A 15239-nucleotide genomic window follows, 5' to 3' on the forward strand; every position below is an offset into this window, starting at 1 on the left:
TCGAGACGCGCGAAGACGCGCTCCTCACCATGAGAGTCCAAACCTCATCCTGAGGAGCGGCGCTTGCGCCGCATCTCGAAGGATGACGGCCCGGCTTTCGCCAATCGCGCTACGCCACCGCTCCCAGCTCCTTTGCCGCCTTCCAGTTGCGCCAGTAGTCGTGCGGCATCTGGATGTGCGTGGACCCCAAGAACGAGAACGCGTCGTTGACGGCGTTGGAGAAGGCCGGCACGCCGCCGACATTCGGGCTCTCGCCGACGCCCTTGGCGCCGATCGGGTGATGCGGCGACGGGGTGACGGTGAAGTCGGTCTCCCAATGCGGCGTCTCGACCGCGGTCGGCATGAAGAAATCCATGAACGAGCCAGTGACGACGTTGCCGGTCTCGTCGTAGCGGATCTCCTGGCCCATCGCGATGGCGAAGGCCTCGGTCAGGCCGCCATGCACCTGGCCCTCGATGATCATCGGGTTGATCCGGGTGCCGCAATCGTCGAGCGCATAGAAGCGCCGGACCTTGTACACGCCGGTATCGACATCGATGTCCATCACGCAAAGATAGGCGCCGAACGGATAGGTCATGTTGGGCGGATCGTAGTAGCTGACCGCTTCCAGCCCCGGCTCCATGCCCGGCGGCACGGAGTTGTACGCCGCCCAGCAGATATCCTTCATCGACATGAACTTCTCCGGCAGCCCCTTGACGCGGAAGCCGTCGATGTCCCATTCGAGATCGTCCTCGTGGACCTCGAGCTTGTAGGCTGCGATCATCTGCGCCTTGGCCTTGATCTTTCGCGCCGCCATCGCGATCGCGGCACCAGCAACCGGCGTCGAGCGCGAGCCGTAGGTGCCGAGCCCGTAGGGCGCGGTGTCGGTGTTGCCCTCCTCGACCTGGATGTTGTCGGCGGGAATGCCGATCTCGGTCGCGATGATCTGGGCCCAGGTGGTCTCGTGGCCTTGGCCCTGGCTCTTGGTGCCCATGCGAGCGATGCCCGCACCGGTCGGATGCATGCGGATCTCGCAGGAATCAAACATCGCGATGCCGAGGATGTCGCAGTTCTTCGACGGTCCGGCGCCGACGATCTCGGTGAAGAAGGAGACCCCGAGCCCCATGATCTCGCGGGTCTCGCCGCGCGCGAACGCCGCGCGCTTTTCGGCCTGCTCTTTCCGGAGCGCGGCGTAGCCGGTCGTCTCCATCATCTTGCGCATGGCGGTGTGATAGTCGCCGGAATCGTATTCCCAGCCCAGCGCCGAGTGATACGGGAACTGCTCCGACTTGATGAAGTTCTTCAGCCGCAGCTCGGCCGGATCCATGTTGAGCTTCTGTGCCAGAATATCCATGGCGCGCTCGATGCAATAGGCCGCCTCCGTGACGCGGAACGAGCAACGGTAGGCGACGCCGCCCGGCGCCTTGTTGGTGTAGACGCCGTCCACCGCCAGATGCGCGGTCGGGAAGTCGTAGGAGCCGGTGACGATGTTGAAGAAGCCGGCCGGCCATTTCGACGGGTCGGCACAGGCGTCGAACGCGCCGTGATCGGCGAGCACGTGGACGCGAAGCCCTGTGACCTTGCCGTCCTTGGTCGCCGCGATCTCCGTCGTCATGTGATAATCGCGCGCGAACGAGGTCGCAGTGAGGTTCTCGATGCGGTCCTCGACCCATTTCACCGGCTTGCCGGTGACGATCGAAGCCACGGCCGCACAGATATAGCCGGGATAGGCGCCGACCTTGTTGCCGAAGCCGCCGCCGATGTCGGGCGCGATGACGTGAATCTTCTGCTCCGGCAATTTTGCGATCAGCGACACCACGGTGCGGATCACATGCGGCGCCTGGAACGTGCCGTAGATCGTCAGCTCGCCCTTGATCTTGTCGAAGGAGCAGACGCACTGGCAGGTCTCGAGCGGCGACGGATGGGTGCGGTGATAGGAGATCATCTCCTTGATCGTCACCTCCGCCTTCTTGAAGGCGGCGTCGGTCAGCTCCTTGTCGCCGACGGTCCACTCGAAGATGTGGTTGTGGTGCTTGCGGGGGCCGTGCGCGCCCGACGTCTTGCCGGCGAGGTCCTCGCGCAGCACCGGCGCATCGGCGTCCATCGACTTGAACGGATCGATCAGCGGCGGCAGCGGCTCGTATTCGACCACCACCTTGTTGATGCCGTCATCAGCGGCGTAACGGTCGGTCGCGACGACGAAGGCCACTTCCTGGTTCTGGAACAGCACCTTGCCGTCGGCCAAAACCATCTGCACGTCGCCGGCGAGTGTCGGCATCCAGGCGAGGTTGACGGTCTTCAGCGTCTCGGCGGTGATCACCGCGAGCACGCCGGGGACTTTCAGCGCTTCGCTGTCGTCGATCTTCTTGACCCGCGCATGCGGATGCGGCGAGCGGACGAAGTCGCCGTGCAGCATGCCCGGCAGCTTGACGTCGTCGACATAGTTACCCTTGCCTTGCGTGAAGCGGATGTCCTCGACGCGCTTGCGCTTGCAGCCCATGCCTTCGAGCGCGGCGGTGCGTTGTTCCCGCGTGGGAGTCATGTCATTCATTCTGCGGCCTCCCGGAATTCCACGCCGTTGATCTTGGCGGCGGCGTACTGGATTGCTTTGACGATGTTCTGGTAGCCGGTGCAGCGGCAGATGTTGCCGGAGATGCCCATCCGGATCTCCTGCTCGCTCGGCGAGGGATTCTCCTTCAGCAGCCGGTGCGCGCGCATGATCATGCCCGGCGTGCAGAAGCCGCATTGCAGGCCGTGCATCATGCGGAAGCCTTCCTGCAGGGCCGACAGCGTGCCGTCGGCGTTGGCCATGCCTTCGATGGTGGTGATGTCGGAGCCGTTGGCCTGGACGGCGAACATCGTGCAGGACTTCACTGACATGCCGTCGATGTCGACAGTGCAGGCGCCGCAATGGGTGGTCTCACAGCCGATATGGGTGCCGGTCATCTGCAAGTTTTCGCGGATGAAATGCACCAGCAGCGTGCGCGGTTCGACGAGGCCTTCGACCTCGGCGCCGTTCACCTTCATGGTCACATGTGCTTTTGCCATCGATCCCCTCCCGTCATTTCGTGTTGGCGGCAGCGCGTTGCAGCGCGCGCGTCACCATGATGCCGCCGACATGCTTGCGGTATTCGACCGGCCCGCGGGCATCCGCGGCCGGCGCCATGATCGCTTCCGCTGCCGCAGCCGCGTTCTTCAGCGACGTGGCGTCGAGGCTCGTGCCGATCACGGCGTTGGCGGCGTCGGCGGCGAGCAACGGCGTCTCGTGGACATTGGTGAGCCCGATCGTGCAGGTCGCCACCTTGCCGCCTGCCATCGTCAGCACGACGGCGGCCGCCGCGGTGGCGTAATCGCCGACCTTGCGCTTGAGCTTTTCGTAGGCGTAGCCGTGGCCGGCCGGAGGCACGGGGACCGAGATTGAAGTCAGGATCTCACCCGGCTCGAGCGCGGTGAAATAGGCGCCCTGGTAGAACTCGGCGGCCGCCACTTCGCGGGTGCCGCCGGGGCCTTCGAGGCGATAGGTCGCGCCCAGCGTCATCATCAGCGCCGGCATGTCGTTGCCGGGATCGCCATTGGCGACGTTGCCGCCGATCGTGCCGCGGTAGCGCACCTGCGGATCGGCGATCAGCAGGGCCGCCTCATGCAGGATCGGCACCGACTTGCCGACCTCATCGGAGGCCAGAAGATCGTGCTGGGTGGTCATCGCACCGATGACGAGATTGTTGCCGTCGCGACGGATGCCCTTCAGGCCGGCGATGCCGTGCAGGTCGACCAGATGGGCGGGGGTCGCGAGCCGAAGCTTCATCATCGGCACAAGGCTGTGCCCGCCGGCCAGCGGCCGAGCGTCCTCGCCGAGGTCTGACAAGAGTTTGACGGCATCGGCGACACTCGCCGGCCTGTGATAGCTGAATGATCCCGGGATCATCGTCTCCTCCCACTCGTCCTTGGCGCTCAAAGCGCGGACGTTGGCGGGACGGTCCCTCCCGGCGGGGCTCGGCGCAATCATTCGGGCACAAAGGCGGGGTTTTTGCACGAATTGCGGATTGGGACGCACGAATTGCGTCAGGGTCGGCGACGTATGGCTGGCTCTTCACCTCTCCCCGTAAGAGCGGGGAGAGGGAGTAGAGATAGAGGGCGGGGAGAGGGAGTGAGAGAGCTTTACGCGTGGCGCCGATTGACCAGCCCCAGCCGCGCCTTCACCTCGGCGATCTTGGCCCGGCTCACCGGTACGCGGTGCGGGGACGGACCGTCGAGCTCGAGCACGGCACCGTCGCCTTCCTTGCGGACGTGCGCGACGTGGGAGATCGCGACGATATGGCTGCGGTGCACCCGCAGGAACAGCGAGGGATCGAGCTGCGCCTCGGCTTCGGAGATCGACCAGGGGCACATCCGCTCGCGGGTGCCGTCATGGACGCGCGTATAATGCGCATCCGCCCGAACGCTGCGCACATGGGCCGTCTCGATGAAACGGGTGCCGTCGGCGCCTTCGACCGGCAGCCGCGGCGCCGGCGCACGAGGTGGCTGACCGAGGCCACCGAGCGGCGCCACCGGCCGCGGCGATGTGGCGGCCAGCGCGACCGGCTCCACGGTGGTTCGCATAGCCAGCGGCGCGACCGGATCGGCGGCGACCGACACCTGCGCCTGCCGCCGCGGGTCCGGCACCAGCGACAACAGGAAGCCGGCCGCGATCACGAAGCACAGCACGGCAACGACGATCGACAAGACTTGCTGCGACGCGGCAAGGCTGCCGCCGAGATGGTGATGCGCCGAGCCCGTGAGCGGCTCGAAATGCATGCCGAGCATCGCGGTGTAATGCATGCCGGACACCGCAACGCCAAAGGCGATCGAGCTCACGATCAGACGGACACCTTCCTGCTGCGCCAGGAAGGCGCGCAGGCCGCCATAGGCGGTGACGACCGCGACCAGGATCGACAGCAGCACCATCGAGGGGTCGTGCGCGATGCCGAAGGACCCGGCGAGGCCGTGGATGCCAACATAATGCATGCTGGCGATACCGACGCCGAGCAACACGGCTGACGAGGCCACCCGCTTCAGTGACGGCTCGCCGATCGAGACGAAGAACAGGGAGATGCCGACCACCAGCGCGCAGATCAGGAACGAGATGATGGTGGGCAGGACGAGATAGACGGTGTCGGGCGGCAGCGGTGCGGCCAGCATGCCGACGAAATGCATGGTCCAGATCCCGACCGCCAGAAACGCCGCCGCGCCCGCGAGCAGCATGCGGTTGCTGACGCCGGGCGTGCTGCGGATGCGGGCCGCGAGCGCAAAGCCGGTATAGCCACCCAGGCTCGCGATCGCCACAGAGAGCGCGACGAGATAGGGATCGTGTCCTTCGAACATGATCTTGTCGGCCGCCCCGTCTCCACGGAACGTCCTCCTCCCGCCGCCGACTTTATAGGGACGGCGGCGGGATTGACAATCAGCGCCGTGTGAGGCCGGCCCCCAGGCGCACTGCAAGAGCCTCATGGTGAAGAGGCGCGCAAGCGCCCTCTCCCGGAATGCTTCGCATCACCTGGAGAACCATGAGGCTCGATCGTGGCCTTCATCCTTCGATGATGCGCTCCTCAGGATGAGGGGTAAGAGTCTTTGCAACCTAGCCCACAATCCCCGCGGCGACCTGGCCGCGCAGGCGCTCGAGCCCGTGCAGCGTGTTGGCGCAGGCTTCCGCGACTTCGACGCCCTTGATCGCGAAGTGCCTGCGGAAGAAGTCGTAGTGCACCTCGGTCTCGTGGAATTGCTGCGGCGTCAGCACCGCCGAGAACACCGGGACTTCGGTGCGGAGTTGCACGTCCATCAGCGCCTTGATCACGGTGTCGGCGACGAACTCGTGGCGGTAGATGCCGCCGTCGACGACGAGCCCGGCCGCAACGATCGCGGTGTAGCGCCGCGTCTTGGCAAGGATCTGCGCATGCAGCGGGATCTCGAACGAACCGGGCACCTCGAACACGTCGACATGATTGAGGTGGCGTGCCTCGGCCTCCTTCAGGAAGGCGATGCGGGCCTCCTCGACCACGTCGTGGTGCCAGCAGGCCTGCACGAAGGCGACCCGCTGCGGCTTGGCGAAGCGCGGATGCTCAATCGCCGGCGGCGGATCCTGCGGAACCGGCGGCGGCATTTGGGTTTGCTGAGAGGTTTCGACTTGCGGGTCTTGCAACATCTGATTCATGGCTTTCCTTCTCAAGGACCAGAATCAGGGCACACGGAACGACAAACAGCCGCATCCTGCGATGCGTCTGCCTCCGACCGTTCTCTTTCATCCGGACTTTGACCGTCGGCTTCGGAGTTGCACCGAATCTGCTGACCCTTCCTTCGGGAAAAATCCCTCTTGGAAGGCGCTCGCGGGCTTGGGCCTTTCGGTCCTTACCGCCGGTGGGGACTTTCACCCCGCCCTGAGAACATCGGCCGCCCGGAATGAGCGACCTGAACGGAAATATGACGCCGGCGAGCGGCTCCGGCAAGCACGTTCCGTATGGGGAAACCGCATGGTCCCATGCCGACTTGGAGGTCCTCTTGGCGGTCCGGCCCTCGCGGGACGGAATTAGCGAGTGGCACGCTTTCGGGAATCCGATTCCGGTTTGTTCTCTACGTTAAGAATTATGGCGAAGAGATGAGCTGTGGACGAGTGAGTCCTGACTTGTGGACGGACTCGGGACCCGGTTGCGCAGATTCCGCAAATCACATCACTTGATCCGCGACAGGCCCGCGCCCAAGGGGATCGCGAGAGCGACTCCGAGGGATCGTCGCAGCGATGTTGAGGGAGTGCGCGCCGGCCAACCGCGTGCGTATCAAAGACAACAAGAAGGCAAGAGGTCGAGACGGCATGTCCCTGCTCGAAGGTACCATCGATTCCCGAAACCATCCGCTCGCGGTGGTCGAGGACATTGCCGCCAGCAACAACTGGCCGTTCGAACGTTCCGGCGAGGACGAGCTCACCATCGTCTCCAAGGGACAGTGGACGGACTATCAGCTCTCCTTCACCTGGATGGGCGACATCGAAGCGCTGCATCTGGCCTGCGCGTTCGACATGAAGATCCCGGTCGCGCGCCGGCCGGAGGTCCAGCGGCTCGTCGCCGCCGTCAACGAGCAATTGTGGATCGGACATTTCGATCTGTGGACCAACACCGGCATGATCATGCACCGCCAAGCGCTGGTGCTGCCGGGCGGCCTGACCGCCTCGACCGCGCAATGCGAGGCCATGCTCGCCGGCGCCATCCACGCCTGCGAGCGCTATTTCCCGGCGTTCCAGTTCGTGGTGTGGGCGGGCAAGTCCACGACCGAAGCGATGGATGCGGCGATGTTCGATACGGCGGGAGAGGCGTAAGCACGCCGCCCTCCCCAACGCCGTGAGGGAGGCAGAAATCCCTCCTCATCGTCGTCCCGGCGAAGGCCGGGACCCATACCGCGTGATTTCGCCGTATTTGACGATGCTTGTTGCTCTGCCTTCCATCCACTAGAACCAGTCGTGGCACGCGACGAGCGCAAGCGCTCGCGCGGGGGTCCCGGCCTTCGCCGGGACGACAGCTTTGTTTGTGGTGACCGCAGTGGCCGATAACAGCACTCTCAAGAACATCACCGGCACCATCCTCCTGGCCGGCGCCGGCAAGATGGGCGGCGCGATGCTGACCGGGTGGCTGGCGGGCGGGCTCGATCCGCGCCGTGTCGCGGTGATCGATCCGCAGCTCTCGCCAGAGATCAGTGCGCTCGCCGCAAAGGGCGTTGCACTCAATCCCGACGTGAAGGCAGCCGGCGCGGTCGAGACGCTGGTCGTCGCGGTGAAGCCGCAGATGTTCCGCGAGGCCGGCGCCAGGATGAAGCCATTCGTGTCGGACAAGACCTCGGTCGTGTCGATCATGGCGGGAACCACGATCGCCTCGCTGCAGGAGGTCTGCGGCGGCGCCGTGGTGCGCGCGATGCCGAACACGCCGGCCGCGATCGGCCGCGGCATTACCGTGGCGGTCGCAGCGAACAATGTCAGCGCGCAGCAGCGCGCCGTGGCGGATGCGCTGCTGCGCGCCACAGGCTCGGTGGAATGGGTGGACGATGAAGGCCTGATGGATGCGGTAACCGCCGTGTCCGGCTCGGGCCCGGCCTATGTGTTCCTGCTTGCCGAAGAGCTCGCGCGTGCTGGCGTGGAAGCCGGGCTGCCCGAGGCGCTCGCAACGACGCTCGCACGCGAGACGGTCTCTGGTGCCGGCGAATTGCTGCGTCGCTCGGACCTTGCCGCAAGCACGCTGCGCCAGAACGTGACTTCGCCCGGCGGCACCACCGCTGCTGCGCTCGAAGTGCTGATGGGCGAGCCCGGCCTGCGCGATCTGATGATCCGCGCGATCGCCGCGGCGACGAGGCGCTCGAAGGAACTGGCCAAGTAGCTAGACCCTCATGGTGAGTGCCGTAGGGTGGGCAAAGCGAAGCGTGCCCACCACTTCAGCGGCGATCTCGGAGAGATGGTGGGCACGGCGCTTCGCGCCTCTGCCCACCCTACGGTGTCGGTACACTTGGTTACGTCGCACCCAGCCGCTTGTTGAACAGCTCGACATTGACGAGACCGCGGGCGTGGCGGCCCTCACCGAGCTTGCGCGCGCCCTCGAACGCCTCGACCTCGAACCGGATGACGCGGCGCTCCACTGCGATCACCTTTGCAGTGGTTCGCACCGTCGCACCGACGAGCGCGGCTGCCAGGTGTCGGATGTCGACCTCGGTGCCGACCGTAACCCAGCCCGGCTGAAGCGCAGAGCGGATCGCATCGCCCGAGGTCATCTCCATCTCCAGGATCATCATCGGCGTCGCGTAGACCATCGGCATGCCCGGCACGAAATGCCCGACCGTGCGCTCCGCTGGGACCACCAGCGTACGCTCGGCGCTCATGCCGATCTTGATGAAATCGCGTGCGTCCATGCTGATGCCGCGCCAGCCAAAACTATTTCTTCGCCGCGGCCGCGCGCTCGACGAAGGTCTTGCCGCCCTTCATCTTGTGGCGAAGCGGGGCTTCGTTGATCTGGATGACGACGGCTTCGGCATCGACGCCGAGATTCTTCACCAGCGCTTGCGTGATGTCGCGCATCATGCCGGCCTTCTGTTCGTCGGTGCGGCCTTCGGCCATGCTGATGGTGATCTCAGGCATCGTCTTCTCCCTGCTGCTTTGGCGATGGCCGAGCTCACCCCGGCCCTTCATCGTCGCTGCGCATCAAACAGGACGTGGGTGTCCGGGACAAGCCCGGGCATGACGACTGGAGCGTATGGCTAGCCCCAGCTTACGTCATGGCGCGCCAGCACTTCTTGCACCCTGGCGACGAGGTCGGCTTCGCTGCATGAGAACTGCGCCGGGCGGCTCTCGCGCCATTCCTGGTTGGAGGCAATGGCGGCGGCCGCTTTCGCGCCCTCGATCAGGTCCTTGATCTGCACCTCGCCGCGCGCCTTCTCGTCCGAACCCTGGATGATGACGCAGGGTGCGTTACGGCGGTCGGCATATTTGAGCTGGTTGCCCATGTTCTTGGGATTGCCGAGATAGAGCTCGGCGCGGATGCCTGCACCTCGCAGCGTGGCGACCATCTTCTGATAGTCGGCGACACGATCGCGATCGAACACGGTGACGACGACGGGCCCGAATTCGGGCCGGGTGTCGAGCTTGCCGAGCAGCGTCAGCGCCGCCTGAAGGCGCGAGACGCCAATCGAGAAACCGGTCGCCGGCACCGGCTCGCCGCGGAAGCGCGAGACCAGGCCGTCATAGCGACCACCGCCGCCGACCGAGCCGAAGCGCACCGGGCGGCCCTTCTCGTCCTTGGTGTCGAGCAGGAGTTCAACCTCGTAGACGGGGCCCGTGTAGTATTCGAGACCGCGCACGACGGAGGGATCGATGCGGATGCGATCCTCGCCATAACCTGCGGCCTTCACGAGCTTGCTGATCTGATCGAGCTCGTCGCGGCCCTGTTGCCCGATCGCGCTCGCACTGAGGCGCGGATCGATCGGCGTGTCTTTGTTCTGTTCGATCGCGGAGACGGCGAGCGCGATGTCGTCCTCCTTCAACCCTGCCCCCTTGGTGAAGTCTCCGGACTCATCCTTGCGACCCGCGCCGAGCAACTGCCGGACACCGTCAAGGCCGAGCCGGTCGAGCTTGTCGATCGCGCGCATGACAGTGAGCCACTGGCCGTCATCGGCGATGCCGAGCGCATCGCGCACGCCATCGAGCACCTTGCGGTTGTTCACCTTCACCACATAGGAGCCGCGCGCAATCCCGAGCGCTTCCATCGTGTCCGCCGCCATCATGCAGATCTCGGCGTCCGCGGCCGGGGTCGCCGAGCCCACCGTATCCGCATCGAACTGCATGAACTGGCGGAAGCGGCCGGGGCCGGGCTTTTCGTTGCGGAAGACATAGCCGGCGCGGTAGCTGCGATAGGGCTTTGGCAGCGTGTCGAAATTCTCGGCGACGTAGCGCGCGAGCGGCGCGGTCAAATCGTAGCGGAGCGAAATCCACTGCTCGTCATCGTCCTGGAACGAGAACACGCCCTCGTTCGGGCGGTCCTGGTCGGGCAGGAACTTGCCGAGCGCGTCGGTATATTCCATTGCCGGCGTTTCCACGGGCTCGAACCCGTAGAGCTCGTAGACGGCGCGGATCTTCTCAACCATCTGGCGCGTCGCCTTGATCGCGGCGGGATCGCGGTCCTCGAGCCCGCGCGGCAGTCGCGCCTTAAGTTTTTGAGGTTTTTTGGGTTTTTCGGACATGTCGCTCGTTGTAAGCTTTGTAAGCCAATGCTGACTTACAACATACACGTTGACTTACAAAGCCTACATCGAGCTACCAGCCGGCCGGCAAACGCCTAGTCTAACCTCGCCCCGCCCGACTGCGGAGAGAGAGAAAGAGCACTACGGCTGCTCCATCCGCGCACGCAGGGCGTCGGCATCCGCCCTGGGCATCGACTTCAGCAGCGGCTTGATGGTTTCGCCGCCGACGATCTTGCCGTTGCGCATGAACATCCAGTCCGAGATGTCGGTTTGCGCGAACTCAACCAGGTCGCCTGCCCGCTTGCCGGGCAGATCGCGCGGTTCGTTGGCAAAGACGCCCGAATAGGTCCCGTTCGGCAGCTTCTTCACTTCGGCCATCCAGATGTGCTCGGCGCCCTTGCGGGTCGGAAAGCGCACTTTCAGGGAATGTCCGGTCTCGATCGGCTTCGGCGCGTCATAGGAGGCCCAGAATGTCGGCAACGTATCCCGCGCCCGCGCGATCGCCGCGTTCATCTGCGCATCGGCCGTGCGCACGTCGACGACGGGCGAGCGGTCCTGCGCCACGACTTCGGCCCTGGGCCCGATGGTCAGGATGCCGAAGACCGTGACACCCGTGACGGCGGCGAGAAGGACCCATTTCAGGGGTTGAGGGAGCGTGGAGGCCATGATCGCGAGGTCCGGATGCCAGGATGTCTTTCGGCTTTGTCGCGCGGGCGCGCGGGGGAGTTCATGGCGCGGGAAGCCACAAGCAAGCTGCTCTTCCCCTCTCCCCTTGTACAAGGGGAGAGGGAAAGGTCCTTCCCTTACGCCTTACGCCGCCGCCTGCTTGCCCTTGGGCCGCACTTCCGCTGCGTAGTCGCGCATCAACTGCTCGGAGATCGCGCCAGGCGTGAACTTCCATTGCTCAATCTCGGCGACTGGCGTCACTTCGGCCGCCGAGCCCGTGATGAAGCACTCGGTGAAGCCGTCGAGCTCCTCCGGCATGATACGGCGCTCGACCACCTCGATGCCGCGACGCTGCGCCAGCTCGATCACGGTCGCGCGCGTGATCCCGGGCAGGAAGCAGTCGGCGATCGGGGTATGCAGCTTGCCGTCGCGCACGAAGAAGATGTTGGCGCCGGTGCATTCGGCCACCCTGCCCTCCCAGTCCAGCATCATCGCATCGGCATAGCCCTTCCGTTCGGCCTTGTGCTTGGAGATGGTGCAGATCATGTAGAGGCCGCTCGCCTTGGCGAGCGCGGGGATCGTGCGCGGATCGGGCCGGCGATATTCCGCAAGATCGATGCGGATGCCCTTCAGCCGCGCAGCGGGATCGAAATAGCTCGGCCAGGTCCAGGCCGCGATCGCCAAATGGATGGTGTTGTTCGGCGCCGAAACGCCCATCATCTCCGAGCCGCGCCAGGCGATCGGACGCAGATAGGCATTCGGCAGGCCGTTGCTGTCGATCACGAGCTGTTTTGCGGCATCGATCTCCGCGATCGACCAGGGGATCTCGAAATCGAGGATGTTGGCCGACGCCTTGAGCCGCTCGGAATGCGCGGTGCTCCTGAACACTTTGCCGCCATAGGCGCGCTCACCCTCGAACACGCAGCTCGCATAGTGCAGGCCATGGGTCAGCACATGGACATTGGCCTCCTTCCACGGCACGAGCTTGCCGTCGAACCAGATGACGCCGTCGATATTGTCGAATGAAACTCCCATGGCTCTCTCCCGGTGCTGTTGAAATTTTCGCGCACGCGGCCGCGCGCGTCCCGGCGAGACGCGTGCCGTCCGTGCTTCAATCAGGAAACTTCGTCAGGAGCGGCGGCGTGATGCCGCCGCCGGTTCAGACCACCGTCTTGATCCAGTTGTGCGGATCGTTGGTCCGTCCGTACTGGATGTCGACGAGTTGCTTGCGCAGCCCCATGGCCACGGGACCGGCCGTGCCGCCACTGATCTCGAAGTCGCCGCTCACCGAGCGCACCTTGCCGATCGGCGAGATCACCGCCGCCGTGCCGCAGGCAAATGCTTCCTTCAGCCTGCCGCTGGCGGCATCCTTGCGCCACTGGTCGATCGCGTAGGGCTCCTCGCGCACGGTCTTGCCGGCATCCCTGGCGAGCGCGATGATCGAGTCGCGGGTGATGCCCGGCAGGATCGTGCCGAGCGGCGGCGTCGAGAGCGAGCCGTCGTCGAACACGAAGAACACGTTCATGCCGCCGAGCTCCTCGATGTAGCGGCGCTCGACCGCGTCGAGGAAGACGACCTGATCGCAGCCATGCGTGATGGCCTCGGCCTGCGCGCGCAGGCTCGCGGCGTAGTTGCCGCCGCATTTGACCGCGCCGGTGCCGCCGACCGCGGCACGCGTGTAATTCTCCGACACCCAGATCGACACCGGCGCAGGGCCGCCCTTGAAATAGGAGCCGACCGGCGAGGCGATCACGGCAAAGATGTATTCGGAGGACGGCTTCACGCCGAGGAAGGTCTCGCTCGCGATCATGAAGGGACGCAAGTAAAGGCTGCCCTCGCCGCCCGGGATCCAGGCACGGTCAATGCGCACGACCTGCTCGACCGCTTCGATGAAGACGTCTTCAGGCAGCGGCGCCATCGCCATGCGCTCGGCCGAGGCCTTGAAGCGCCGCGCATTGGCGTCGGGGCGGAACAGGTTCACGCCGCCGTCGTCGCGCCTGTAGGCCTTGAGGCCTTCAAAGATCTCCTGCGCGTAGTGCAGGACGGCACCGGCGGGATCGAGCTGGAAATTGCTGCGCGCCTCGACGTGCGCATCATGCCAGCCGCCCTTGGCCTGGTTGTAGCGGACGATCGCCATGTGATCGGTGAAAACCCGCCCGAAGCCGGGATCCGCGAGCTTGGCCACGCGGTCCTTCTCGGAGGTCGGGTTTGCTGCGGGCTGGATGTCGAATTTCATGCTCATTTTCCTTGCCTCCCGCCGTCGGTATCGGCGCCGTCCTGGCGCCGGCCTGCCCGTTTCGGGCCCGGCTGGCTCGATTGGATTTGAACCGGACCACCGCCAGCCTTGTTACGGCCGGTTTCCGTGGCCAGCATGCCGCGGAGGACATGCTTTTGCGGAACGCGGAAGTCCAGTATGTTTTGTCGAAATGCCGCTCGACAAACGCACGGTAGATCTGATCCGGCCGTCGCAGCCTGTCTGGCTATCCCCGGCCGACTTGGACGATGCCCACCCGACGCGAAGCGATGTAAAATTTCGTGTCGGCTGATCGTTTTGTAACATTGAACCCAAGATACGTCAATATGCCTGACATAAATTTCGCGACTTCCCCTCATGATGCCGCCGAGCCAAGGCCGGCCGCGTCCGATGGAGGCAATTTGCGCTGGGATATCATCGAGCTCCTGTTCTTCGCCTATCGCGATTTCGTCGGCGACCCCGACCAGGAGCTGGAGGCTTTCGGCTTCGGCCGGGCGCATCACCGGGTCATGCACTTCGTCTACCGCTACCCCGGCCTGAAGGTCGCCGACCTCCTGGATGTCCTGCGCATCACCAAGCAATCGCTCGGCCGGGTGCTCAAGCAGCTCCTGGACGAGGGATACATCGTGCAGAAGACCGGCGACAACGACCGTCGCCAGCGCCTGCTCTACGCGACGCCGAAGGGCGAGGCGCTGGTGCAGAAGCTCGCCGGTCTCCAGACCACCCGCATCACCAAGGCGCTCGCCGAGATGGCGCCGCAGGATGCCGAGACGATCAAGCGCTTCCTGCGCGCGATGATCGACCGCGACGATCCGGACAAGGTGCTCGAGACGATCTTCGCCTCGGGTAACCCCGACGCAAAGGAGTGAACGTGCCGCTCACCGCCACTCTCGCACGTCCGCCGGCGCGTCCGGCCGACGATGCGCCACATCTGCTGCTGGTCGACGACGACCGCCGCATCCGCGATCTGTTGTCGCGCTTTCTCGCCAGCGAGGGCTATCGCGTCACCACTGCCGCGAGCGCGAGTGACGCTCGCTCAAAGCTCCTGGGACTGCATTTCGACCTCTTGATCCTCGACGTCATGATGCCAGGCGAGACCGGCTTCGACCTCGCCCGCTTCATCCGCCAGTCCTCGTCGGTGCCGATCGTGATGCTGACGGCGCGGCACGAAGCGGAAGCCCGCATCGAAGGTCTCCAGATCGGCGCCGACGATTACGTTGCAAAACCGTTTGAGCCGCGCGAGCTCGCGCTGCGCATCATCAACATCCTCAAGCGTGCCGCGCCGCCGCCGCAGGCCGCAACGGTGGAGAAGATCGCCTTCGGGCCTTACATCTTCCACCTCGATCGCGGCGAATTGCGCCAGGGCGAGGAGGTCATTCACCTGACCGACCGCGAGCGCGAGATGCTGCGGATCCTCTCGGAGACGCCGGGCGAAACCGTGCCGCGCAGCGCACTCACCGGAAACGGCAGCGTGAACGAGCGCGCGGTCGACGTGCAGATCAACCGCCTGCGGCGCAAGATCGAGAACGACCCCGCCAATCCGCTGTTCCTCCAGGCGGTGCGCGGCATCGGCTACCGGCTGGTGGCCGCGCCGTAAGTC

15 protein-coding genes and 1 riboswitch are annotated in these 15239 nt (G+C 65.1%); of the genes, 4 read left to right on the forward strand and 11 right to left on the reverse strand.

Annotation, left to right across the window (positions count from 1 at the left end; genetic code table 11):
- Nucleotides 1–109 precede the first annotated feature (109 nt).
- The 5 genes from K289_RS0112855 to K289_RS0112875 form a co-directional block, all read right to left on the reverse strand.
- A complete protein-coding gene (locus K289_RS0112855) occupies nucleotides 110–2530 on the reverse strand; it encodes an aerobic carbon-monoxide dehydrogenase large subunit (RefSeq protein WP_027551884.1) in 2421 nt (806 codons plus the stop codon).
- The gene (locus tag K289_RS0112860) at nucleotides 2527–3027 is read right to left on the reverse strand and encodes a (2Fe-2S)-binding protein (RefSeq protein ID WP_027551885.1); all 501 of its coding nucleotides are present in this window, start codon (nucleotides 3025–3027) and stop codon (nucleotides 2527–2529) included. The genes K289_RS0112855 and K289_RS0112860 overlap by 4 nt, the downstream gene beginning before the upstream one ends.
- Before the next feature lie 13 nt (nucleotides 3028–3040).
- Nucleotides 3041–3904 carry a xanthine dehydrogenase family protein subunit M gene (locus K289_RS0112865; RefSeq protein ID WP_027551886.1) on the reverse strand — a complete coding sequence of 288 codons (864 nt, stop codon included), beginning with the start codon at nucleotides 3902–3904 and terminating at the stop codon, nucleotides 3041–3043.
- 233 nt (nucleotides 3905–4137) lie between these two features.
- Nucleotides 4138–5340, reverse strand: a complete 1203-nt coding sequence (locus K289_RS0112870) for an MHYT domain-containing protein (RefSeq protein ID WP_027551887.1) — start codon at nucleotides 5338–5340, stop codon at nucleotides 4138–4140.
- Nucleotides 5341–5593: 253 nt separating this feature from the next.
- Nucleotides 5594–6166 (reverse strand): 6,7-dimethyl-8-ribityllumazine synthase, encoded by a 573-nt coding sequence (locus tag K289_RS0112875; protein WP_027551888.1) that lies wholly within the window; start codon nucleotides 6164–6166, stop codon nucleotides 5594–5596.
- 75 nt (nucleotides 6167–6241) lie between these two features.
- Nucleotides 6242–6401, reverse strand: a riboswitch (FMN riboswitch).
- 419 nt (nucleotides 6402–6820) lie between these two features.
- Between K289_RS0112875 and K289_RS0112880 the strand changes: the two genes are divergently transcribed.
- Nucleotides 6821–7321 carry a YbjN domain-containing protein gene (locus K289_RS0112880; protein WP_027551889.1) on the forward strand — a complete coding sequence of 167 codons (501 nt, stop codon included), beginning with the start codon at nucleotides 6821–6823 and terminating at the stop codon, nucleotides 7319–7321.
- A gap of 202 nt (nucleotides 7322–7523) precedes the next feature.
- Nucleotides 7524–8369 (forward strand): pyrroline-5-carboxylate reductase, encoded by an 846-nt coding sequence (proC, locus tag K289_RS0112885; protein ID WP_027551890.1) that lies wholly within the window; start codon nucleotides 7524–7526, stop codon nucleotides 8367–8369.
- A gap of 130 nt (nucleotides 8370–8499) precedes the next feature.
- Here the strand turns inward: proC and K289_RS0112890 are convergent, their stop codons facing one another.
- From K289_RS0112890 to K289_RS0112915, 6 genes are all read right to left on the reverse strand, one after another.
- Nucleotides 8500–8895 carry a thioesterase family protein gene (locus K289_RS0112890; RefSeq protein ID WP_027551891.1) on the reverse strand — a complete coding sequence of 132 codons (396 nt, stop codon included), beginning with the start codon at nucleotides 8893–8895 and terminating at the stop codon, nucleotides 8500–8502.
- Nucleotides 8896–8917: 22 nt separating this feature from the next.
- Nucleotides 8918–9172, reverse strand: a complete 255-nt coding sequence (locus K289_RS0112895) for a tautomerase family protein (protein ID WP_145927713.1) — start codon at nucleotides 9170–9172, stop codon at nucleotides 8918–8920.
- Between the two features lie 68 nt (nucleotides 9173–9240).
- Nucleotides 9241–10719 carry a histidine--tRNA ligase gene (hisS, locus tag K289_RS0112900; RefSeq protein ID WP_027551892.1) on the reverse strand — a complete coding sequence of 493 codons (1479 nt, stop codon included), beginning with the start codon at nucleotides 10717–10719 and terminating at the stop codon, nucleotides 9241–9243.
- 141 nt (nucleotides 10720–10860) lie between these two features.
- Nucleotides 10861–11385 (reverse strand): YegJ family protein, encoded by a 525-nt coding sequence (locus tag K289_RS0112905; RefSeq protein WP_027551893.1) that lies wholly within the window; start codon nucleotides 11383–11385, stop codon nucleotides 10861–10863.
- Nucleotides 11386–11529: 144 nt separating this feature from the next.
- On the reverse strand, nucleotides 11530–12420 hold the full coding sequence (locus K289_RS0112910; RefSeq protein ID WP_027551894.1) for a branched-chain amino acid aminotransferase: 891 nt from the start codon (nucleotides 12418–12420) through the stop codon (nucleotides 11530–11532).
- Nucleotides 12421–12544: 124 nt separating this feature from the next.
- The gene (locus K289_RS0112915; RefSeq protein WP_027551895.1) at nucleotides 12545–13627 is read right to left on the reverse strand and encodes a branched-chain amino acid aminotransferase; all 1083 of its coding nucleotides are present in this window, start codon (nucleotides 13625–13627) and stop codon (nucleotides 12545–12547) included.
- A gap of 338 nt (nucleotides 13628–13965) precedes the next feature.
- On the opposite strand from K289_RS0112915, the gene K289_RS0112920 reads away from it, so the two are divergent.
- Nucleotides 13966–14508 (forward strand): MarR family winged helix-turn-helix transcriptional regulator, encoded by a 543-nt coding sequence (locus tag K289_RS0112920; RefSeq protein WP_027551896.1) that lies wholly within the window; start codon nucleotides 13966–13968, stop codon nucleotides 14506–14508.
- The gene (locus K289_RS0112925) at nucleotides 14505–15236 is read left to right on the forward strand and encodes a response regulator (RefSeq protein ID WP_027551897.1); all 732 of its coding nucleotides are present in this window, start codon (nucleotides 14505–14507) and stop codon (nucleotides 15234–15236) included. The genes K289_RS0112920 and K289_RS0112925 overlap by 4 nt, the downstream gene beginning before the upstream one ends.
- The last annotated feature ends 3 nt before the right edge of the window (nucleotides 15237–15239 follow it).

The organism is Bradyrhizobium sp. Cp5.3 (assembly GCF_000426265.1).
GTDB lineage: Bacteria > Pseudomonadota > Alphaproteobacteria > Rhizobiales > Xanthobacteraceae > Bradyrhizobium > Bradyrhizobium neotropicale.

Coding starts and splice junctions, on each gene's coding strand:
- K289_RS0112855 (WP_027551884.1), bottom strand. CDS start 2,530: ATGAATGACATGACTCCCACGCGGGAACAACGCACCGCCGCGCTCGAA.
- K289_RS0112860 (WP_027551885.1), bottom strand. CDS start 3,027: ATGGCAAAAGCACATGTGACCATGAAGGTGAACGGCGCCGAGGTCGAA.
- K289_RS0112895 (WP_145927713.1), bottom strand. CDS start 9,172: ATGAAGGGCCGGGGTGAGCTCGGCCATCGCCAAAGCAGCAGGGAGAAG.
- K289_RS0112915 (WP_027551895.1), bottom strand. CDS start 13,627: ATGAGCATGAAATTCGACATCCAGCCCGCAGCAAACCCGACCTCCGAG.
- K289_RS0112870 (WP_027551887.1), bottom strand. CDS start 5,340: ATGTTCGAAGGACACGATCCCTATCTCGTCGCGCTCTCTGTGGCGATC.
- K289_RS0112875 (WP_027551888.1), bottom strand. CDS start 6,166: ATGAATCAGATGTTGCAAGACCCGCAAGTCGAAACCTCTCAGCAAACC.
- K289_RS0112905 (WP_027551893.1), bottom strand. CDS start 11,385: ATGGCCTCCACGCTCCCTCAACCCCTGAAATGGGTCCTTCTCGCCGCC.
- K289_RS0112920 (WP_027551896.1), top strand. CDS start 13,966: ATGCCTGACATAAATTTCGCGACTTCCCCTCATGATGCCGCCGAGCCA.
- K289_RS0112880 (WP_027551889.1), top strand. CDS start 6,821: ATGTCCCTGCTCGAAGGTACCATCGATTCCCGAAACCATCCGCTCGCG.
- hisS (WP_027551892.1), bottom strand. CDS start 10,719: ATGTCCGAAAAACCCAAAAAACCTCAAAAACTTAAGGCGCGACTGCCG.
- K289_RS0112865 (WP_027551886.1), bottom strand. CDS start 3,904: ATGATCCCGGGATCATTCAGCTATCACAGGCCGGCGAGTGTCGCCGAT.
- K289_RS0112890 (WP_027551891.1), bottom strand. CDS start 8,895: ATGGACGCACGCGATTTCATCAAGATCGGCATGAGCGCCGAGCGTACG.
- K289_RS0112910 (WP_027551894.1), bottom strand. CDS start 12,420: ATGGGAGTTTCATTCGACAATATCGACGGCGTCATCTGGTTCGACGGC.